Genomic DNA, 17,809 nt, shown 5'->3' on the forward strand with positions numbered 1-17,809 from the left:
CATAACAAAAAATAGGCCTGTGCGATCTGCCTATTTTTTGTTGTTTTATATCAAATTTATCTCATTGGTTTTGCTTCATTGACTTTGATTCTTCTTCCTTCAACTTCTTGACCATCGAACATTTTGATAGCATTTTGAGCTTCTTCTTCAGTTGACATTTCTACAAAGCCAAATCCTTTTGAACGACCTGTCATTTTATCAGTAATAATTCTTACTGATACTACATTTCCAGCCTTTGAAAAAGCTGCTGTAAGAGATTCTTCGGTAGATGCATAAGCTATACCACCGACGTATAATTTTTTTTCCATTTTTCTTAGTTACCTTTTAAACTTATTTTATAATACATTTGTTATTTTATGTTTTTTCCATAAGATATCGCACGGCTACCGATAGGAATAGACATTAAAATAATAATTAAAGTATGCTTTATTGTAATAAAAAAGTCAAGTTAGAAATTAAATATACTTTGCGTTAATCCAATAGCTTTTTGTGGATTTTTGTTTGATGTTTTTTGTTTTGTATTTTTTATTATATTTAATTTTTCCATTTCAAAAAAACATTTCATACAGGCCTTTACATCAACCATAGCATCATGTGCATCTTCAAAATTTTTATTGAATAATTTTAAATATAATTCTTGAAGTTTTGGGTATTTATATTTTTCTTTTCCTGGAATTTGGCAAAAGTCTACACTTGACTTCATTGTACATATTTTTTCTATTCCAGACATTTTATTCTTTATATTTTTTCTAAAAAATTCTGCACCAATTACTTTTTCATCAAAATCTATATTATGAGCTATTAAAAATTTTATATTATTTACATCATTTGCAAATTCATTCAAAACTGCATCGAGAGCAACACCTTTTTCATTTGCTATTTCAGTTGTTATTTTATGAACCTTTGCTGCTTCATGAGGAATAAAAAAATTTTCAGGTTTTATTATGTAATTTCTAGACTTTGTTTCTTTTCCATTTTCATTGTGAATTACCCATGCTATTTGAACAAGTCTTGGCCAATTTTCAGAATCTGAAATTGGAGCATTCCAGCTTATAGGTAATCCAGTTGTCTCTGTGTCAAAAAATAAGTACATAGATTATCAGTTAGCTATCAGTCATCAACTGTTAGCAATATTAGATTTATTATGAATACATTTTACCATAAGGAATAATATTTAAGAAATTTAAAAATATTTATGTATAATTAAAAATTTTGAATATTGTTTTTTATAATTTTAAACCTTGTTTTTCATTATAGAAACGTTATAATGTAAATAGAAATATAGGAGGATATATGTAGAGAAAAAGATCACCACCAGATTTCAATGTTAAGAGCTCTAGTTAGATAAATATTATAGGAGAGTAAAACAAATGAAAACTAGAAAGTATACATTGAAATAGAAACAGTTTTTATTTGAATACAAATTGATGAATAATTTATTTGTTTGGAAAATCAAACCAAGCTTACAAAAGAAACATCGCTTTGTACTAAAAATAAAAAAATAATCACAAAAAGAGGTCACCGCAAGGAGACCTCTTTTAATAATAATTAAGAAAGTTTGAAATTATTAATTACAAGGACAAATTTATAACCTAAAAATTTTGCAGCACTACGACAAAGAATCATACGTTCTATAAATATTTCAAAATAATCCATAGGATTTGTAATTTTTATATCTATTTCTATTTTTAATTTAATTTCTTTTTTTTCTTTATTTACATAAAAATTATTTTTTAAAACAGCATAATTAACTCTATCATGAATATCTTTTTTTATGTCTGAAATTTTTTTTCTCTTTACTCTTGTTCTATGAACATCAGATTTATCCGCAAGTATCAATACGGCAGAAACGGAATTGACTATCTTCAATTTATTTTTATCATGAGATGCTATTGCTTGCATTATTGTTGTAATTTCTTCAGGATCAATATTTTCATTTAAAAAAGTATTCATAAAAAGAGTTGCTCCAAAATGATGATGATTAGTTCTTCCCATAAAATTTCCCATATCATGACAATATCCAGCAATTGCACACATTTCTTGGTATTTATTGGATAAACCAATAGATTTTGCAAGTGAACGGGCTCTATCGGCGACAATATTTATGTGTCTTTTCCCATGATCAGTATATTTTAAAGCATCTAGATATTTTTCAGATTTCAACACAAATTCTTTAATAAATTTATTATTTTTGATTTTTTCTAATGTTAACATATTGATTTTATTTATTTTTTATTTTAAATATTTTTTATCTTTTAATTTTTCTGGTAAATATGTTTGATTTTCTTTGTAATCAAAATCTGGGCTATATTTGTAATCTTTTCCATAGCCTAAATTTTTCATAAGTTTTGTGGGGGCGTTTCGTATATGAAGTGGTACTGGTAAATTTCCATATTTTATAATATCTTCTTTGACTCTATTGTATGTTATGTATAATTCATTGGATTTTTTGCATTTTGCCATATATACAACCGCTTGAGCTAAAATTATATTGCATTCTGGCATACCTATGAAATGGCATGCATTGTAGGCCGCTACAGCTTGTTCTAGAGCGCGAGAATTTGAAAGTCCTATATCTTCCGATGCAAACCTTACTATTCGTCTAGCGATGTATAACGGGTCTTCTCCCGCTTCAAGCATACGAGCAAGCCAATACAGAGATGCATCAGGATCTGATCCGCGCATTGATTTGTGAAGAGCTGAAATTATATTATAATGTTCTTCTCCATTTTTGTCATACATTAGGTATGATTTTTGGAATGCTTCTTTTATCTCTTCTAATGTTATAATTTTATCTTTACTTAAAGTAGATGCATATTCTAAAACATTTAAGGCGATTCTTGCATCCCCATTACTCATTGAGGCAAGTTTTTCTATAACCTTTTTATCTATTTTTAATTTTAATTCTCCCAAACCCTTTTCTGTGTCTTTTACTGCTGATTTTATAATTTTTGAAATTTCTAATTCGTCTAGTTGTTTTAAAACAAAAACTCTGCATCTTGAAAGCAATGCTCCTCTCACCTCAAAACTGGGATTTTCTGTTGTAGCACCAATTAGTGTAATAGTTCCTCTCTCAACATGTGGCAAAAGTGCATCTTGTTGAGCTTTGTTCCATCTATGAATTTCATCTATAAAAAGTATTGTTTTGTTTTTACTATCCTCTGCTTTTTTTATAATTTCTTTCAAATCTTTTACTCCACTACTTACTGCACTTATTTGAATAAAGTTTGATTTTGTTTGTTTTGCAATAATATATGCAAGAGTTGTTTTGCCACTTCCCGGTGGCCCCCAAAAAATAATTGATGGAATAGAATCTTGCTCAATAGCTTTTTTTAATAATTTATTTTCTCCTATTATTTCATCTTGACCTAAAAAATCAGAAAGTTTTTCTGGTCTCATACGTTCTGCAAGTGGTTTTGTATTTTTGTATTCCATGTATAAAGATTATCAATAAATCATTTTTTATTCAATTATATTTGCCTGGCTAGTGGATTTTGTAGAAATTTTGAACTTTACATATTTGGGTGTTTGTGGTAATTTGTAATATAAAAATAAAAAATAGATATTTGGAGGAATATCATGGAACATATTCAAGAAACTTGCTATCTGAAAGTTTTGGTATTGGCCTCTTTAAATAGAGAAGTCAATATAGTAACAGACGATTATAATTGGGAAGGCCTTTTTGGAAAAAAACTCAATGTTTTTTCTTTGAGAGAATCTGTAAAAAATCTCTCAAACGAAAAACAAAAATTCCATGTTATATGGAATGAAGGTGAAAATGAAGAGGAAATTTTTGCAAAGCATGTCAAGTTTAATGGGTGGGCTGGAAGCTCATTCAATATAGCAGATCATTTAAAATCCTTAGGGATGATAGATGTAACTCTTGCAGCGTTTGTGGATCAAGGCCCACAGCTAAAAGATTTACACGATTATCTTTCTCAGAGAGGTATAAAGTTTATACCACTTTGGGCATCTAATACAGGTGTAACCTTTGTTTTCGAAGATGAAGAAAGAAAGGCAGAGTCTATCGTTTGTATGGAAAAGCCTGCGAAGATAGAAACAAGTTACAATCGAAATAAATTACTTGAACAAAGTTGGGATGTAATAATCTGTTCAAGCACCCCAGAAAATATCAATGTCTTGAATCTTATGATAGAGATATTTTCAAACAACCCTAATGCAATCAAAACGTTAATGCCCTCCTTGAAGTTGATACAGTCCGAAGATCGAGACATTAAAAAAACTTTTCAGGAGTTGATATCCATGACAACAATTTTTCAGGTCAATGATTTGGAAGCAGGAAGATATCTCAGTCTATTAAATCCTGAATCTCCCCAGAAACCATTATATAGAAGAAAATTGGTAATGGATCTTGTAAAACAGCTCTATGTGCCAGTTCTTATTGTAACAATGGGAGAATGGGGAAGTGCTGTTGTTGTGTCAGATCATGAAAAAGAACCAAGACAAATTCATCAAGAGGCTTTGAAGCCAAAATGGAGTATTAAATCAACTGTGGGAAGTGGTGATGCTTTCCATGCAGGATTCGTAAGGGTTTATGCTCAAGCAGAAGAGAAGCACAATGATGATTCACTTGATCTTGCTACAAGGATGGGCTCTGAAATGGCTATACGTAATCTTTGCACTTGGGGCGCAAATATGTCTCAGGATGAAAGCAAAAAAATGCTTCCTATAGAATTTTTATCTATAGTAAGGAGCTATAGATAAAGAAAATATAACTAAGGCGTTCCGCTTCGCGGAACGCCTTAATTTTTTATTTTATGAATTTATTTTTTTTGTTAATTTGTAATAAGGATCATTTTTGAAGTCTTTATATTTTCCAAGTATTGGCTTCATATATTCAAAATATTCTTTTGTAGCTTCAAATTTGTCCCAATTAAAGTATTTATTATTTAGTGATTTGAATTTTGTAGTTTTACTGAGTTCTATATTTGATATTTCTAACTTATTACCTTTTCTTATAATATTTGCCATTTTTCCAAAAATTTTTTGTCTTACAAGTTTTATAGCTTCTTTTCCTAATTTTATAGAAAGTTCTGAATCAATTTTTGTTGCAGGTCCAGTTTGTAAATAATTTCCAGGATATAATGCTTTTACAGTTACATTTCCCATATATTTTTTTATTTCTTCTTGCAAACCAATACTTATATAATTTTTTCTTTTTACATTATAATCATCATTTTGTGTAAAATCAAAAGATTTTAAATTTATATCAAACTGTGCTTTTTCACCAACTACAAGTACGGCATAGTTTCCATTTTTTTCATATTTATCTAATAATACTTTTATAACTTTTTTGAAATTTACTTTTTTCTCTGGTGGAATAATGATATCTGCCCCACCATAACAAGCTGAAGCTGTAAGCCAAGCAGCATCTTGACCCATACCCTCTATTATAAACACACGAGAGAGAGAATATGCAGCATCATATTTTATTTCTTTTACATACTCACTAAAATAATGAGCTGCACTTGCAAATCCTGGGCAGTAATATGTGCCACTTAAATCATTATCAATTGTTTTTGGTATTGCTACTATATTTATTTTTTCTTCTTTGAATAATCTATTTGCTGCACCAAGAGTATCATTTCCACCAATTGCTATTATTGCATCTATATTTTTTTCTTTTAAATTTAATTTTATTTCATCAATATTTCCTTCATCTCCGAATGGATTTGTTCTACTAGATTTCAAAAAACTACCTCCTCTATTTTTTATAATTTCTGGGTAAATATTTGATATATCTACCATTTTTCCATTATTTAAAACACTTCTCCATCCATACAAACCGCCAAGCACTTTTATGTTGTATTTTTTTGCTTCTTTTAATATTCCATATAGCGTTGGGTTTAGTGCTGAAGTAATTCCTCCACCAGTAAATACTAATATAGTTTTATTTTTCATATATTTTTAAATTATTTAATAACTTAAATATAACAAAAAATCCTTTCAAAATAAAGGATTTTTTATGTGTTATTTTATATTAAACTTTTTTATAAACAGTTATTATAGTTTGGACTTTCATACCAGAACTGGGAGAAATTATACCAAGTTGTTTGCTTGATAATTTAGTTAATGATTGAAAAATTTCGTCCATTTCTTCACCTGAATAATGATGTATGAATCTTTGAACTTTTCCTTTATCAGGACCATCACTAAAAACTGCCGTTGCAATATTTTTTAAACCAGTTAGCTCTTTTCCAATTTTGTATCTTTCTTCATAATCTTTGGAATACGTTGCTTCACACAACCACAAAATACCATTAGTTTTCAATACTCTAATTAGTTCAGTAGCGGCATATTGTGCTTCTTCTTTATCAATAATACTTACAAAAACATATGGAACTGTTATGGCATCAAAAGTTGAATCATTAAAAGGTAATCTTTCCGTGATGTCTGCTTTAATATATGTAATATTTGAATTTCTTTGATTGTTTTCTTTTAAAGCATTTTTATTAATATCTATACCAGTAACTATATAATTTTTTTTATGTAAATATTCTGATACTTTTCCAGAACCACAACCAACATCTAATATTGTAGATTTCATTTTAATAAACTTTGTCAATTCTTCTCCTGGAAAATAAACTCCAGCTAATATTTTTTCTGGTTTTTCATTAGACCAATATTGTTTATTTATTTCATCTTCTTTCATATAAATTTCCCCCCATAATAGAATTTTAATAAATTATACAATTATTCTCGCATACTTTAATCTAAAAGTAAAACAAAAAAACACCATAATCGCTGGTATTTTCTTGGCATGCTGAGACGAGCCATCTCGGTCTCTTTGACCTCTCAGCTGATGGCAGAACGTCGTGAAGGATGTTAGAACAATAATAAAGAATTATGAGGGATATATCCATATTCCTGATTTGAGAGATGTGGAATAGTTTAGCCCCCCTACCCTGACTCACTATTGTTTTCTCAACCTTTCTTGACTTATAAAATTAACTGCTAAAATAGTTGCTATAGGGACAGCTAAAACAAGTCCAATACTACCAGTCAAAGCTCTAACGATTTCTGTGGCCATCATTTCATTGTCTATAACCTGATTAAATGTTAAAAATGGTTCTTGTTTAATACTAAATAAGATAAGAAGCGGTAAAGACGCTCCAGCATATGCTAAAAATAAAGTATTTACCATTGAGCTTAAATGAGAAACACCCACTCGCATAGCTTGTTTATAAATTTGATTTTTTGATAATTCTGGATTTGATATTTTTAATTCTTTAACCAGTGCTACTTGAGAAATAATTACATCATCTAAAACACCCAATGCACCAATAATAATACCCGCCAGCAATAAACCTTTAATATTTATATTTCCATCACCAAGCCCCACCAAGTAAGTAGCTTCTTCACTTGCAAAGCCAGTTAATTTTGTTATTGATGAAAACCAAATAGACAACAATCCTGTAATTACTAGAGAAATTAAAATAGAAAAAATAGAAATTGTTGAAGTTTTTTTAAGTCCCTCTGTTATGTAAACACCAAAAATTAGAATAAATAATGAACCAAGTATTGTAATAAAAAGTGGGTCTGCTCCAGATAATATTTTTGGAATAATAAATTTTAATATAACTAAAAATGTTAACAATAATACAACCAAAGCTCTAACCCCCTTAAATTTTCCAATAATTACTACAGTCAAAATAAATAATAAAACCAACCAATATATACTATTAGTTCTAGAGAATCCTATAACATAAAAATTTTCCGCTCCGTCTGGTTCAGCGCTGTAATGAACCAGAACTTTTTCTCCAACTTTGTATTCACTGGCAGACGAAACATCATATACTGTTCCATCAAAAACTATTTCTTTGTCTTTCCAATTATCTTCAAGTCCTATGAGTTTTAATTTTTGTTGAATTGATATTGAACCATCATCACGTGGTGTGTTTTTATTTTCAACTACCTCTACGACTCTGGCTTTGAAAATTTCTTCTTTTCCTTTATTTTGTAAATTTATTTCTTGAGGCATGTTTTCTTCTAATATCATTTCCTCATTAGAATTATCTATGCTATTCTCTTGTGCATTTACAAAATTTATATCTAAAAACAAACTAAATAAAAAGGCTGGAAATAAGATAAAAAATAATAATAATTTAATTTTCATATTGAATTAAAAATTAAATAAAAATAATTTTAAAAAAATTATTTCTTTTTTATCTCTTTATTGATTTCTTCTTCACTAAGTTTTTTTGTACAGAAAAACCAATCATAACAATGCATTTCTTCTTTATTTTCCATTCTTTCTTTTGCAACACCACATGAACCTGCGGTTGGAACAATTACATCATCGCCCGGTCTCCAATCTGCTGGTAATGCTACTGAAAATTTGTCAGCGGTTTGAAGTGCAATTAAAACTCTATATAGTTCATCAAAATTTCTTCCTAAACTTAATGGGTAATAAATTATTGTTCTTATGATTCCTTTTGGGTCTATAAAAAATACCGCTCTTACGGCCTTCGTGTTGCTTTCTCCTGGTTGTATCATTCCATATTTTGTTGCTACTTCCATTGTAATGTCCTCTATTAATGGAAACTTAACTTCGACATCTTTCATGCCTCTATACTCAATTTTTTCTTTGATTGTTCTAAGCCAAGCTATATGACTATACAAGCCATCTACAGACAATCCTACTAGTTTACAATTAGTTTCATTAAATTTATTCTCCATACTCGCAAATGTCATAAACTCAGATGTACAAACTGGAGTAAAATCAGCTGGATGACTAAATAAAATAACCCAACTTCCTTCATATTGTTCTGGAAAATTGATTTCACCCTGAGTTGTTACCGCCTTAAATGATGGTGCTTTTTCACCGATTCTTGGCATTGATACAGTTTCATTTGTTTGTTTTGCTTCTTCCATAATTTTTTATTTAATTATTAATTATTTCAAATTATTTTTTTATAATTTTAATTGCTTTTCCATTAATTAGTGCATCTGCTATTTTTTTATAAGCTGAATAAAGTATTCTCTGATATGTACTTGTTGATGTATGCATTTTTTTTGCTGCTTCTTGTTGTTCCAAATCATTTATATGACGTAAACGGTAGGCCTCTATTTCTTCAATAGTAAGATCTACAACCTCAAGTTCCCTCATAGGAATTCCCTGGGGTTTAAAATAAGTAATATTTGGATTAAATTCTATTTTTCTACAAAGTCTTGGTCTTGGCATATTATTTAGCTGTCCAACCACCATCAACATAAATGACACTACCAGTTACATAACTTGTTTCATCAGAAGCTAAATAAACAGCAGCGCTAGCAATATCCTCAGTTTTGCCTACATAAGCCAGTGGCGTTGATGATGTTATTAAATTATTAATTTCCTTTTGAGCTAAAACATCTTTTGTCATATTAGTTTCAATAAAACCTGGTGCAATAGCGTTAACCCTTATATGATAAGATGCTAAATCAAGTGCGCCAGCATGAGTAAGTTGAACAACCCCACCCTTAGAAGCACAATAAGCAATAGCCCCATTAAAACCAACTTTTCCTAAAATTGAACTTAAATTTATAATTGAACCCCCAACACCCTTAGTCTTCATAGCTTTTGCAGCAGCACGCATACCAAACATTGTCCCTGAAAGATTGATACTAATAGTTTTATCCCAACTTTCATCAGTAATATCTAGTATTCCACTATTTCCACCTATACCAGCATTGTTAACCATAACATCTAACTTTCCAAAATGCTCTATTGTCTTGTTAATTAAATCATCTACTTCTCCTGACTTTGATACATCACATTTTATAAACAAAGCCTTTTCTCCAAATTTTAATACTAGAGAATTATCATTATTTATATCAGAAAATACAACTCTAGCACCCTCACTAATAAATTTTTCAGCTATAGCAAAACCTATACCTGAACCCGATCCAGTAACTATAGCGACCTTATTTTCTAATCTCATATAATTTTATATTTTTAATACTAATACCAAATTAATTATAGCAAATTTTATAATCTATGTATGTAAAAGAAGGTGTTTCGGCCCCCTTTTTTATATAGGGAACCGGTTTCTGCACCTTCTTTTATTTTTCATTTTTTAATGCTTGCTTTTCTGCTTTAATTATTTCTAATTGTTCTAAAAGCATTTTTTCATCATCTTCTAATGCCTGTAATTCATTTTTTGGAGACATGAATCTTCTAAATCCGAAACTATTTCTACAACCATAACCCAATCCCATTCCATTTCCACAACGACCCATTCCGCGACCAGTCATTGGGCCTTGTCCCATTGGACCTGTTCCATTTAATCTTGGCATATATTTATTCCTTTCTATAATTAATTAAATTTAGGCAACCCGATCTTTATTTATCGCCTATTATGAGTATATACCCATAACTATATTATGTCAAACAATAATATTATATTTAGTTCTAACCCTAACTTAGAGTATTAAAAAAACACTGATTATATCAATGTTTTTTTCATGGCAGGGGCGGTAAGAATCGAACTCACGTTACTGGTTTTGGAGACCAGAGTCCTACCACTGAACGACGCCCCCATCACTTAATTATATAAAATAAACCCTCTGAACTAAATAATTCAAAGAGTTTAAATGTATAAGAATAAAAGAATTATTTAGTTTCTTTATGATCTGTGTGTTTTTTGCACCATTTACAATGTTTTTTTGTAAGTAGTTTTTCTTTGATCGTTTTTTTGTTTTTGTATGTGTGATAGTTTATTCTATGACATTCATTACATTCTAATTTTATCAAATTATCTTGTGACATATTATTATAATTATTTAATTATGAATTTTTAATTTTTAATAAATTATTTAATTTTGAATTTTGAAACTAATTCATAATTAATTATTAATCATTCAAAATTGTTTAGTGGAGCCATCTGTCGGATTCGAACCGACGACCTACGGTTTACAAAACCGTTGCTCTACCAACTGAGCTAAGATGGCATATATTTTTAATTACTATTTTTAATTTTATATCTACAAATCCAACTGTCGTAGCGAAGCGGAGATCCCGCAGAATGGAATGATTGCGGGAAGCTAAGATGGCATATATTTTTAATTATTATTTTCAATTTTGAAACATTACGAATATTGTATATAAAAAATTGTTAAAAATCAATATTGATAGTTTTAAATTGAAAATGTTGGTGGGCCGGGACGGATTCGAACCGCCGAAGGCGTAGCCAGCAGATTTACAGTCTGCCCCGTTTGACCGCTTCGGTACCGACCCAAATTTAATTAAATTTTTAAATGAACTTATGTCCGCTTCCGCTAAAGCTCCGGCGGATCATTCTTATCTCTTCTTTGAAGAGTCGAATGGCTCGCCATTCGAAGTCAAGCTAAGCTTGACGAAGAATGGAGCCGTTGCGCGGATTCGAACCGCGGACTTACTCCTTACCATGGAGTTACTCTACCAACTGAGTTACAACGGCATGGTGCTAATTTGACAATAAACATTGCTCGAAAAAAATAAAAATAATGTAAAAATTACATTTTTTCTAATTTTTCTCTAAATTCTTGTATTTTTTTATTTTCCGGTTCTATGTCTAATAGCTTAGATAATGTCTTATTCCCAAGCTCTCTATCTCCCATAATTATACTTAAATTTATCAAAAAGTCAAGAAATACAGTATTTTCAGGTTCTGTATTAATAGCATTATTTATATTCTCAAAAGATTCTTCTATTTTTTCTATTTTTAAATATGTTGTTGCTAGGTTGTAATAATAATTTGCATTATTTTTTGATTTTGATATTGCTATTTTGTATTGTTCTATGGTTTTATTTAAATCACCCATGCTTTTATATATATCCCCCAATTTGTTGTATGAATCATGGTCATTTTCTTCTATTTTGATTATATATTCATATGTTTCTTTTGCTTTTTCTAATTCTTTTGATTGGATATATAAATCAGCTAATTTTTTGTATATTTCTATATTATGTACATCTAACTTCAAAGCATTTACATACTCATTTTCAGCCAAAAGCCATTTTTTATTTTGTATAAATTTTTCAGCTTTTTCTATATGTCTTAATGTATGACTTTCATTTGAAATTTTATCTTCAAAGTGTATTTTTACTAGTTTTGTCCTATATTTTTCTTCTATTTTATATAATTTACTATATTGTTTTTTTAAAAAATTAGAAGTTAAATTTAATGTAGGTTTTACAAGAATTAAAAATTTTTGCCTAAAAGCACTTACATCTCTTGTAAATTTTTGTTCTAATATTGCTTTCTTTTTTTTATTTTCTCTATATTCATCTATTTTTTCAGGCTCAATTTTTTTTAATTGTGGTATTTTTTTGAAAATTATAAATAATACTATAGATATACTAATTATGAAAATTGTTATTAATAGTATGTTAATAAACATAGATTTTATTTTCGAGCCTAACCAGCTGAGCTGGTCTTAGATCGATTTATTTATTATATCAATCAATTTTATTATATTTTTGGATTTTGTGCTATAGCTACCTACCAATACTCCATTAATATTTTTTTTTGTAATTAATTCTTTTATATTTTTGTCGTTTACACTTCCACCATAGATTAATGTAATTTTTTTGTTAAATATTTGTTCTTTTATATTTTTTTCTTTTATTATTATTTCTTTTATCAAGTTGTTCATTTTGTCAGCTTCTTTTGGATCTATATTTATTCCATTGTTTGAACTTATAGCCCAAATAGGTTCATACGCTATGAATATTTTTTTTACTTTTTTTAGATCTATAGATTTGAGAGCGGATATTATTTGTTTTTTTATTATTTGTTGTTGTTCATTTTTTTTTCTTTGTTTTAAATTTTCACCAACACATAATATTGGAATTATTTCATTCCTAAGTGCATTTTGTATTTTTTTATTTATCATTTCGTCTGACTCTGATAAGTTTATTCTTCTTTCACTGTGCCCTATCATTGAAAATTCAGTATTAAACTTTTTTAAATTTTTTGTAAGAATTTCACCAGTGTATGCACCGAATTCTTCCCAAAAGATATTTTGACTAGATAATTTTAGATTACTATTTTTTATAATTTTTGAAGCATCTGGAATACTAATATAATCACAACATACTACTAATTGTATATTTTTTAATTCTTTAATTTTTTTGTCATTCTTTAATTTTTTTAACAAGTTCAAAGTTTCATTATAATCAAGTTGCATTTTTAAATTTGCAAATATGTATTTCATATATTTTTATTTTATTTATATTTTAAGCATAGATAATGCTCCTATTGTAATTAGAGTAACTATTATACCAGACACTATTATACCTATAAATATTGGCCAAAAAGCTTTTTTTATATTTATTCCGAACAACCAAGCGGCTATAGATCCTGTCCACGCACCTGTAAGTGGTAGTGGTATAGCAACAAATAAAAATAAAGCAAATAATCCGTATTTTTGAAATTTTTCGTATGTTTTTTTTCTTGTTCTTTTGAATATTGAGTTTATAAAATTTGTCCAAAATTTTGAATATCTACTAGATATTTCTACTATTTTGTTTAATCCTAAAATTAGTATAAATATAGGAATTGTATTGCCAATAATACTGAGTATTAGAGCAATGATTGGCTTGATATTCCACATGCCAATAGCTATCGGTATTGAACCTCTTAATTCTGTTATAGGTAATGCTGCATATATTATTGTAAGCAGTTCTTTTGATTCCAAAATTTTTTGTATTAATTCCATATATAATTATTAAATATCCAAGTGGATAATGTTTTTAAATCACCAAATCTTTCATAATGAGATTCACTGCCTAAAACTATTGTTCTTATTGGGCCTTTGTTTTCATATCCTACTTCAGATACTAAGCAAAAACCAGCTTTTTCTGTGTATCCAGTTTTTCCAGCATATATATTTAGATAATTTCCTATAAGTTCATTTGTATTTGAAACGGTAATCTCTCTAGAATTTGATACTTTGAAAGTGTAATTTTTTTTGGACGTTGATTCTTTTATAATTGGATATGAAAATGTTTTTTCTAGAAGTATTGTCAAATCTGATGCTGTCGATACATTTTCAGGATCTAGTCCTGTAGGTTCTTTGAAGCTTGTATTTTTCATTCCAATTTCTTTTGTCTTACTATTCATCATTTCAATAAATTTTTCTTTTTTTATACCACTATTTTTTATTAATGTTTCTATACCATTGTTTGAAGATGTTATTATAGATGCATTAAAAAGATCTCTTAATTTTATTGTATCACCTACGGATATTTTTAATTTATTAAAATCACCTATATTATCATTGTCATTGATTATTACTTCTTTTTCCCAGTCAAAATCTTTTATTTCTACAAGTACTAATCCAGTCATTAATTTTGTAATGCTTGCTATAGATCTAATTTCATCTTTATTTTTGGACCAAAGTATTTTTTTTGATTTTACATCTTGTACTAGTGCTGACTTTGCGGAAATTTTTACACCCAATGAATCATTTGCTTTTTTTATTGGGTAATTTGATTGATTTTCTTGTTTTATTATTTCAAAAAATGTTTTGTCTTGTATATTTTTTGTTTGGAAATAAAAACTATTATTTACAGGTAATGCAATAATATTTATTATAGGAAGTATATTTGCGATTATATAAAATAAGTTCATTTTTATTTTCTAAATATTTCTAAATCTTTTTTTAATAATTCATTATTCATAACATCTCTATATCCAAGATCAATGCTTTTTTGAATTTTATTTTTATTATTTTCAAATCTTCCTATAGTATTTTGTGATGGTGATATTACTACTATTTTTGTATATCCAGGATTTTTAATATGATAATCTAAAACTTTTTCGTTTAGATTGTTTTCATTTTTTAATTTTTGAATTATATTTTTTGAAATATTTGAACTTAATAAGAAAAACATATATTCAAAGAATCTTCTTCGCCAAACTAATGATTTTTTTATATCAGGGGTTAATAATAATATTTTTGTATAACCTTCGTCTAATATTTTTTTTATAGGTGGTCTTCCGCCAATTCCAGCGTCTATATATATATTATCATTTATTTTATAGTATTTTCCATTTATCCATGGAATAGACATAGTAGCTTTTAGTATGGTAAAAAAATCTTCTTCTTTGTCTGACATGTATTCAACATCTCCATTTTTATAATTCAAAACAGGAATTATGAGTTTATTTTCTATGTTTTTTATTTTTTCTAAATTGAGTGGTATTATCTTTTCAAATATTTCATTCACTAAATAATCTAAATTTAATATAGGTTTATTGTTGAAAATATTATTTATATTATATAATTTTTTACTTGGAATATAATTTGTCCATATATGTTCCATGTCTTCTTGTTGTCCTGCCATAAAATATGCAAGCGCCGGAGCTCCAGATGATGCACCAAGATACATATCAAAGTTATTTATTCCAAGTTCATGTAAAGCGCGTAGTACACCAGTGTAATATGTCGCTTTATATGCTCCACCTAGAGTTACTATTGCGGTTTTATCATTACTCATCTTGATTTTGTTGATTTATAATATCTTGAATTATTTGATTTTTGTTCAAATTTTCATAGTTTGGAAGTTCTTCTATGTTATTTATCCCTAAATATTTTAAAAAGTCAACTGTTGTATTATAAATATCAGACATTTTTTCTTTATCAAATTTACATTCTATAAGACCTTTTATAAGTAAATTTTTTAAAATTAAACTACAATTTATGCCTCTTATTTGTTCTATTTCAGATTTTGTTATAGGAGATCTATAAGCTATTATTGTAAGTGTTTCAAGTGATGCGTCTGTGAGATTGCTGTTTAACTCTTCTTTTATAATATCTTTTATAATATTTTCACATTCTGGGTTTGTTGTAAATTGTATTTTTCCCCATGATTCAATTAAATGTATGCCACTTTCTTTTGTATTGAATTTTTCTTTGATTTTTTCGATTAATTCTTTTGTATCTTTTGTGTTAATTTCTAATTTTTCTGATAAATATTTTGTGGATATTGGCTTGTCAGATATTAATAATATACTTTCTATATATTTTATATATTCATCCATATTTTTTATTTTTCCCGCTAAGCAGGATTATTTATTTAATTTTTAACTGGAGGCTGATTCCTACCTACCGGACAGCGGAAATTGTTATTTCTTCAAACATGTATTCTTGATTTACCATTATATCACGTTGTCTTATAAGTTCTAACATTGCAAGAAAAGATACTATTACTTCGGTTTTATTTTTTCTGTCTTTTATAAATTCAGAAAAAGATATATTATTTTTGGAATTTATAAGATTTCTAATATGATCTATCTTTTCTTTTATATTTATTGTCTTTTCAATTAACCTTTTTGGCAATATACTTATAGGTTTTAAGTTACTTATTAATAAATTGAATTTTTTTTCTAAAATTTCTTTATTTATATTGTTTGGTGCTATAAATCCTTGTTTTATTTTTACAAGTTTTGTTTCTCTAGAATATGTAAAATATTTTTTTCTAATAATTTTTTGTAAAATCTGTTTTGCGTCATAGTATTGTTTGTATATTTTTAGAATTTTTTCCAGGTCTTTGCTATCATCTTCATCAGTACTATTTATTATCTCTGGTAATATGAGTCTGGATTTTATATAAATAAGTTTTGCTGCAATTACCAAAAAATCTGCTATTTCATCAATTCCAAGATTTTCGGAATTATCTATATAGTTTATATATTGATCCGTAACTTGCGAAAGAGATACTTGACTTATATCAAGCTCATTTTCATCTATAAGTTTTAGAAGTAATTCTAAAGGACCTTCAAATTTTTCAAGCTTATATTCTAGCATTATTTTTTTACTTTCTTTGTAATTTTTTTAACTATTTTCTTTTTTTGAGTAACTTTCTTCTTGATTTTTTTAATTGGTTTTTTTGCATTTTTCTTAGGTTTTATAACCTTTTTTCCACCTCCACTTAAGTTTCGGCGGACAAGTATTTTTTTAATTTTTTTAAATTTTTTTGTAATTCCAAATTTAGCTACACTAGCTTCTTGATGTTTTACAAAATCACTTACTTTTATTTTCAAACTTTCTGTCAAACTTCCTGATGAAAATATTGCATCTTTTAATTTTGATAATTCATATTCCACAACAACTGGAATTTTGTAAATATCACCAAAAACATGAGCTGTTCCTGGTTTTATTCCTAATTTTTCCATCAAAACTTTTTCTTTTGGAATTTTTATATCAATTTCTTTAGCGCCAAATTGTTTTGCTAATTTTTTGAAATCAATATTTTTGTCAGCTGACAAAAGAACAAGTGCAAAATTATTTTTTACTTTTACAATTAGTGATTTTACAATTTGTTTTGGATGAACTTTTAATGTTTGTGAAGCATCATAAGATGTATAAACTTTTTTATGTGGGACTATTTCATGCTTCAAGTTTGTTTTTTGAATATGATTTATAATTTTTTTATCCATATTATTAGCTTTCAGCTGTTAGCTATCGGCTATCAGCTTTTGAATGCTGACGGCTTATTGCTAACGGCTATTTTTTGTATTTAATTGGTAAATGCTCTTGAATTCCTAATAATTGTTTTGCTAATTTTTTTCCATGATTTGTAAGTATTACTTTTTCTATAAATATTTTTTCTTTTGTTTTTTTACAATATGCAATTATGAGGTCTCTATCTATCAATCTATTCAAACTTTTTATAATTATATTTTCTATATCTTTTGGGATATTTTTTTTGTTTTCATAAAATTTGAAAAATATATTTTTATTTATATATCTATCTTTGCAATTAAAAGATATTTTTAATATATACTTTTGTAAGCTAGATAATTTTTCCATACGAATT

Annotated in this window: 22 protein-coding genes and 4 tRNA genes; 1 reads left to right on the top strand and 25 read right to left on the bottom strand. The window is 27.7% G+C overall.

What is annotated here, in order from left to right; genetic code table 11:
* Nucleotides 1-56: 56 nt before the first annotated feature.
* From PHZ07_03125 to PHZ07_03140, 4 genes are all read right to left on the bottom strand, one after another.
* Nucleotides 57-308 carry an RNA-binding protein gene (locus PHZ07_03125; GenBank protein MDD3284562.1) on the bottom strand — a complete coding sequence of 84 codons (252 nt, stop codon included), beginning with the start codon at nt 306-308 and terminating at the stop codon, nt 57-59.
* Nucleotides 309-448: 140 nt separating this feature from the next.
* Nucleotides 449-1,093 (bottom strand): 3'-5' exonuclease, encoded by a 645-nt coding sequence (locus tag PHZ07_03130; protein MDD3284563.1) that lies wholly within the window; start codon nt 1,091-1,093, stop codon nt 449-451.
* Between the two features lie 455 nt (nt 1,094-1,548).
* Nucleotides 1,549-2,214 (bottom strand): HD domain-containing protein, encoded by a 666-nt coding sequence (locus PHZ07_03135; GenBank protein MDD3284564.1) that lies wholly within the window; start codon nt 2,212-2,214, stop codon nt 1,549-1,551.
* 18 nt (nt 2,215-2,232) lie between these two features.
* The gene (locus PHZ07_03140; GenBank protein ID MDD3284565.1) at nt 2,233-3,435 is read right to left on the bottom strand and encodes a replication-associated recombination protein A; all 1,203 of its coding nucleotides are present in this window, start codon (nt 3,433-3,435) and stop codon (nt 2,233-2,235) included.
* 144 nt (nt 3,436-3,579) lie between these two features.
* Between PHZ07_03140 and PHZ07_03145 the strand changes: the two genes are divergently transcribed.
* Nucleotides 3,580-4,725 (top strand): PfkB family carbohydrate kinase, encoded by a 1,146-nt coding sequence (locus tag PHZ07_03145; protein ID MDD3284566.1) that lies wholly within the window; start codon nt 3,580-3,582, stop codon nt 4,723-4,725.
* A 51-nt stretch (nt 4,726-4,776) separates the two neighbouring features.
* Here the strand turns inward: PHZ07_03145 and PHZ07_03150 are convergent, their stop codons facing one another.
* From PHZ07_03150 to PHZ07_03250, 21 genes are all read right to left on the bottom strand, one after another.
* Nucleotides 4,777-5,922: a 6-phosphofructokinase gene (locus PHZ07_03150; GenBank protein ID MDD3284567.1), complete on the bottom strand. Its 1,146-nt coding sequence runs from the start codon at nt 5,920-5,922 to the stop codon at nt 4,777-4,779.
* Nucleotides 5,923-6,001: 79 nt separating this feature from the next.
* Nucleotides 6,002-6,673 carry a class I SAM-dependent methyltransferase gene (locus tag PHZ07_03155; GenBank protein MDD3284568.1) on the bottom strand — a complete coding sequence of 224 codons (672 nt, stop codon included), beginning with the start codon at nt 6,671-6,673 and terminating at the stop codon, nt 6,002-6,004.
* A gap of 261 nt (nt 6,674-6,934) precedes the next feature.
* The gene (locus PHZ07_03160; protein MDD3284569.1) at nt 6,935-8,137 is read right to left on the bottom strand and encodes a YibE/F family protein; all 1,203 of its coding nucleotides are present in this window, start codon (nt 8,135-8,137) and stop codon (nt 6,935-6,937) included.
* 38 nt (nt 8,138-8,175) lie between these two features.
* Nucleotides 8,176-8,895 carry a peroxiredoxin gene (locus tag PHZ07_03165; protein ID MDD3284570.1) on the bottom strand — a complete coding sequence of 240 codons (720 nt, stop codon included), beginning with the start codon at nt 8,893-8,895 and terminating at the stop codon, nt 8,176-8,178.
* 31 nt (nt 8,896-8,926) lie between these two features.
* Complete coding sequence (locus tag PHZ07_03170; GenBank protein MDD3284571.1) at nt 8,927-9,205, bottom strand: DUF134 domain-containing protein; 279 nt, start codon at nt 9,203-9,205, stop codon at nt 8,927-8,929.
* A 1-nt stretch (nt 9,206) separates the two neighbouring features.
* Nucleotides 9,207-9,944 carry an SDR family NAD(P)-dependent oxidoreductase gene (locus PHZ07_03175; GenBank protein ID MDD3284572.1) on the bottom strand — a complete coding sequence of 246 codons (738 nt, stop codon included), beginning with the start codon at nt 9,942-9,944 and terminating at the stop codon, nt 9,207-9,209.
* Nucleotides 9,945-10,065: 121 nt separating this feature from the next.
* Nucleotides 10,066-10,299, bottom strand: coding sequence for a DUF5320 domain-containing protein (locus PHZ07_03180; GenBank protein ID MDD3284573.1), 234 nt, complete (start codon nt 10,297-10,299; stop codon nt 10,066-10,068).
* A gap of 169 nt (nt 10,300-10,468) precedes the next feature.
* Nucleotides 10,469-10,542, bottom strand: a tRNA-Trp gene (locus PHZ07_03185).
* 73 nt (nt 10,543-10,615) lie between these two features.
* The gene (gene rpmG / locus PHZ07_03190) at nt 10,616-10,771 is read right to left on the bottom strand and encodes a 50S ribosomal protein L33 (protein MDD3284574.1); all 156 of its coding nucleotides are present in this window, start codon (nt 10,769-10,771) and stop codon (nt 10,616-10,618) included.
* A 106-nt stretch (nt 10,772-10,877) separates the two neighbouring features.
* A tRNA-Thr gene (locus tag PHZ07_03195) sits at nt 10,878-10,953 on the bottom strand.
* Between the two features lie 201 nt (nt 10,954-11,154).
* Nucleotides 11,155-11,239, bottom strand: a tRNA-Tyr gene (locus PHZ07_03200).
* A gap of 126 nt (nt 11,240-11,365) precedes the next feature.
* Nucleotides 11,366-11,441: transfer RNA gene (locus tag PHZ07_03205), tRNA-Thr, on the bottom strand.
* A 55-nt stretch (nt 11,442-11,496) separates the two neighbouring features.
* Nucleotides 11,497-12,384, bottom strand: a complete 888-nt coding sequence (locus PHZ07_03210) for a tetratricopeptide repeat protein (protein ID MDD3284575.1) — start codon at nt 12,382-12,384, stop codon at nt 11,497-11,499.
* A gap of 36 nt (nt 12,385-12,420) precedes the next feature.
* Nucleotides 12,421-13,200: a triose-phosphate isomerase gene (tpiA, locus tag PHZ07_03215; GenBank protein ID MDD3284576.1), complete on the bottom strand. Its 780-nt coding sequence runs from the start codon at nt 13,198-13,200 to the stop codon at nt 12,421-12,423.
* 15 nt (nt 13,201-13,215) lie between these two features.
* The gene (locus PHZ07_03220) at nt 13,216-13,704 is read right to left on the bottom strand and encodes a small multi-drug export protein (protein ID MDD3284577.1); all 489 of its coding nucleotides are present in this window, start codon (nt 13,702-13,704) and stop codon (nt 13,216-13,218) included.
* Complete coding sequence (locus PHZ07_03225; GenBank protein ID MDD3284578.1) at nt 13,695-14,618, bottom strand: serine hydrolase; 924 nt, start codon at nt 14,616-14,618, stop codon at nt 13,695-13,697. Before PHZ07_03225 ends, PHZ07_03220 begins: the two co-directional genes overlap by 10 nt.
* 2 nt (nt 14,619-14,620) lie before the next feature.
* A complete protein-coding gene (locus tag PHZ07_03230; GenBank protein MDD3284579.1) occupies nt 14,621-15,487 on the bottom strand; it encodes a patatin-like phospholipase family protein in 867 nt (288 codons plus the stop codon).
* On the bottom strand, nt 15,480-16,031 hold the full coding sequence (scpB, locus tag PHZ07_03235; protein MDD3284580.1) for an SMC-Scp complex subunit ScpB: 552 nt from the start codon (nt 16,029-16,031) through the stop codon (nt 15,480-15,482). Before scpB ends, PHZ07_03230 begins: the two co-directional genes overlap by 8 nt.
* Nucleotides 16,032-16,095: 64 nt before the next feature.
* Nucleotides 16,096-16,797: a segregation/condensation protein A gene (locus tag PHZ07_03240; protein MDD3284581.1), complete on the bottom strand. Its 702-nt coding sequence runs from the start codon at nt 16,795-16,797 to the stop codon at nt 16,096-16,098.
* Nucleotides 16,797-17,429: a YbaK/EbsC family protein gene (locus PHZ07_03245; protein MDD3284582.1), complete on the bottom strand. Its 633-nt coding sequence runs from the start codon at nt 17,427-17,429 to the stop codon at nt 16,797-16,799. The genes PHZ07_03240 and PHZ07_03245 overlap by 1 nt, the downstream gene beginning before the upstream one ends.
* A 67-nt stretch (nt 17,430-17,496) precedes the next feature.
* A complete protein-coding gene (locus PHZ07_03250; GenBank protein MDD3284583.1) occupies nt 17,497-17,802 on the bottom strand; it encodes a hypothetical protein in 306 nt (101 codons plus the stop codon).
* Nucleotides 17,803-17,809 lie beyond the last annotated feature (7 nt).

The sequence above is a fragment of the Patescibacteria group bacterium genome (genome assembly GCA_028692545.1).
In the GTDB taxonomy this organism is placed as follows: domain Bacteria; phylum Patescibacteriota; class Patescibacteriia; order UBA1558; family S5-K13; genus STD2-204.

Excerpts from the sequence above, each read along its gene's own strand:
- PHZ07_03125 (MDD3284562.1), bottom strand. The coding sequence starts at position 308 with ATGGAAAAAAAATTATACGTCGGTGGTATAGCTTATGCATCTACCGAA.
- PHZ07_03130 (MDD3284563.1), bottom strand. The coding sequence starts at position 1,093 with ATGTACTTATTTTTTGACACAGAGACAACTGGATTACCTATAAGCTGG.
- PHZ07_03135 (MDD3284564.1), bottom strand. The coding sequence starts at position 2,214 with ATGTTAACATTAGAAAAAATCAAAAATAATAAATTTATTAAAGAATTT.
- PHZ07_03140 (MDD3284565.1), bottom strand. The coding sequence starts at position 3,435 with ATGGAATACAAAAATACAAAACCACTTGCAGAACGTATGAGACCAGAA.
- PHZ07_03145 (MDD3284566.1), top strand. The coding sequence starts at position 3,580 with ATGGAACATATTCAAGAAACTTGCTATCTGAAAGTTTTGGTATTGGCC.
- PHZ07_03150 (MDD3284567.1), bottom strand. The coding sequence starts at position 5,922 with ATGAAAAATAAAACTATATTAGTATTTACTGGTGGAGGAATTACTTCA.
- PHZ07_03155 (MDD3284568.1), bottom strand. The coding sequence starts at position 6,673 with ATGAAAGAAGATGAAATAAATAAACAATATTGGTCTAATGAAAAACCA.
- PHZ07_03160 (MDD3284569.1), bottom strand. The coding sequence starts at position 8,137 with ATGAAAATTAAATTATTATTATTTTTTATCTTATTTCCAGCCTTTTTA.
- PHZ07_03165 (MDD3284570.1), bottom strand. The coding sequence starts at position 8,895 with ATGGAAGAAGCAAAACAAACAAATGAAACTGTATCAATGCCAAGAATC.
- PHZ07_03170 (MDD3284571.1), bottom strand. The coding sequence starts at position 9,205 with ATGCCAAGACCAAGACTTTGTAGAAAAATAGAATTTAATCCAAATATT.
- PHZ07_03175 (MDD3284572.1), bottom strand. The coding sequence starts at position 9,944 with ATGAGATTAGAAAATAAGGTCGCTATAGTTACTGGATCGGGTTCAGGT.
- PHZ07_03180 (MDD3284573.1), bottom strand. The coding sequence starts at position 10,299 with ATGCCAAGATTAAATGGAACAGGTCCAATGGGACAAGGCCCAATGACT.
- rpmG (MDD3284574.1), bottom strand. The coding sequence starts at position 10,771 with ATGTCACAAGATAATTTGATAAAATTAGAATGTAATGAATGTCATAGA.
- PHZ07_03210 (MDD3284575.1), bottom strand. The coding sequence starts at position 12,384 with ATGTTTATTAACATACTATTAATAACAATTTTCATAATTAGTATATCT.
- tpiA (MDD3284576.1), bottom strand. The coding sequence starts at position 13,200 with ATGAAATACATATTTGCAAATTTAAAAATGCAACTTGATTATAATGAA.
- PHZ07_03220 (MDD3284577.1), bottom strand. The coding sequence starts at position 13,704 with ATGGAATTAATACAAAAAATTTTGGAATCAAAAGAACTGCTTACAATA.
- PHZ07_03225 (MDD3284578.1), bottom strand. The coding sequence starts at position 14,618 with ATGAACTTATTTTATATAATCGCAAATATACTTCCTATAATAAATATT.
- PHZ07_03230 (MDD3284579.1), bottom strand. The coding sequence starts at position 15,487 with ATGAGTAATGATAAAACCGCAATAGTAACTCTAGGTGGAGCATATAAA.
- scpB (MDD3284580.1), bottom strand. The coding sequence starts at position 16,031 with ATGGATGAATATATAAAATATATAGAAAGTATATTATTAATATCTGAC.
- PHZ07_03240 (MDD3284581.1), bottom strand. The coding sequence starts at position 16,797 with ATGCTAGAATATAAGCTTGAAAAATTTGAAGGTCCTTTAGAATTACTT.
- PHZ07_03245 (MDD3284582.1), bottom strand. The coding sequence starts at position 17,429 with ATGGATAAAAAAATTATAAATCATATTCAAAAAACAAACTTGAAGCAT.
- PHZ07_03250 (MDD3284583.1), bottom strand. The coding sequence starts at position 17,802 with ATGGAAAAATTATCTAGCTTACAAAAGTATATATTAAAAATATCTTTT.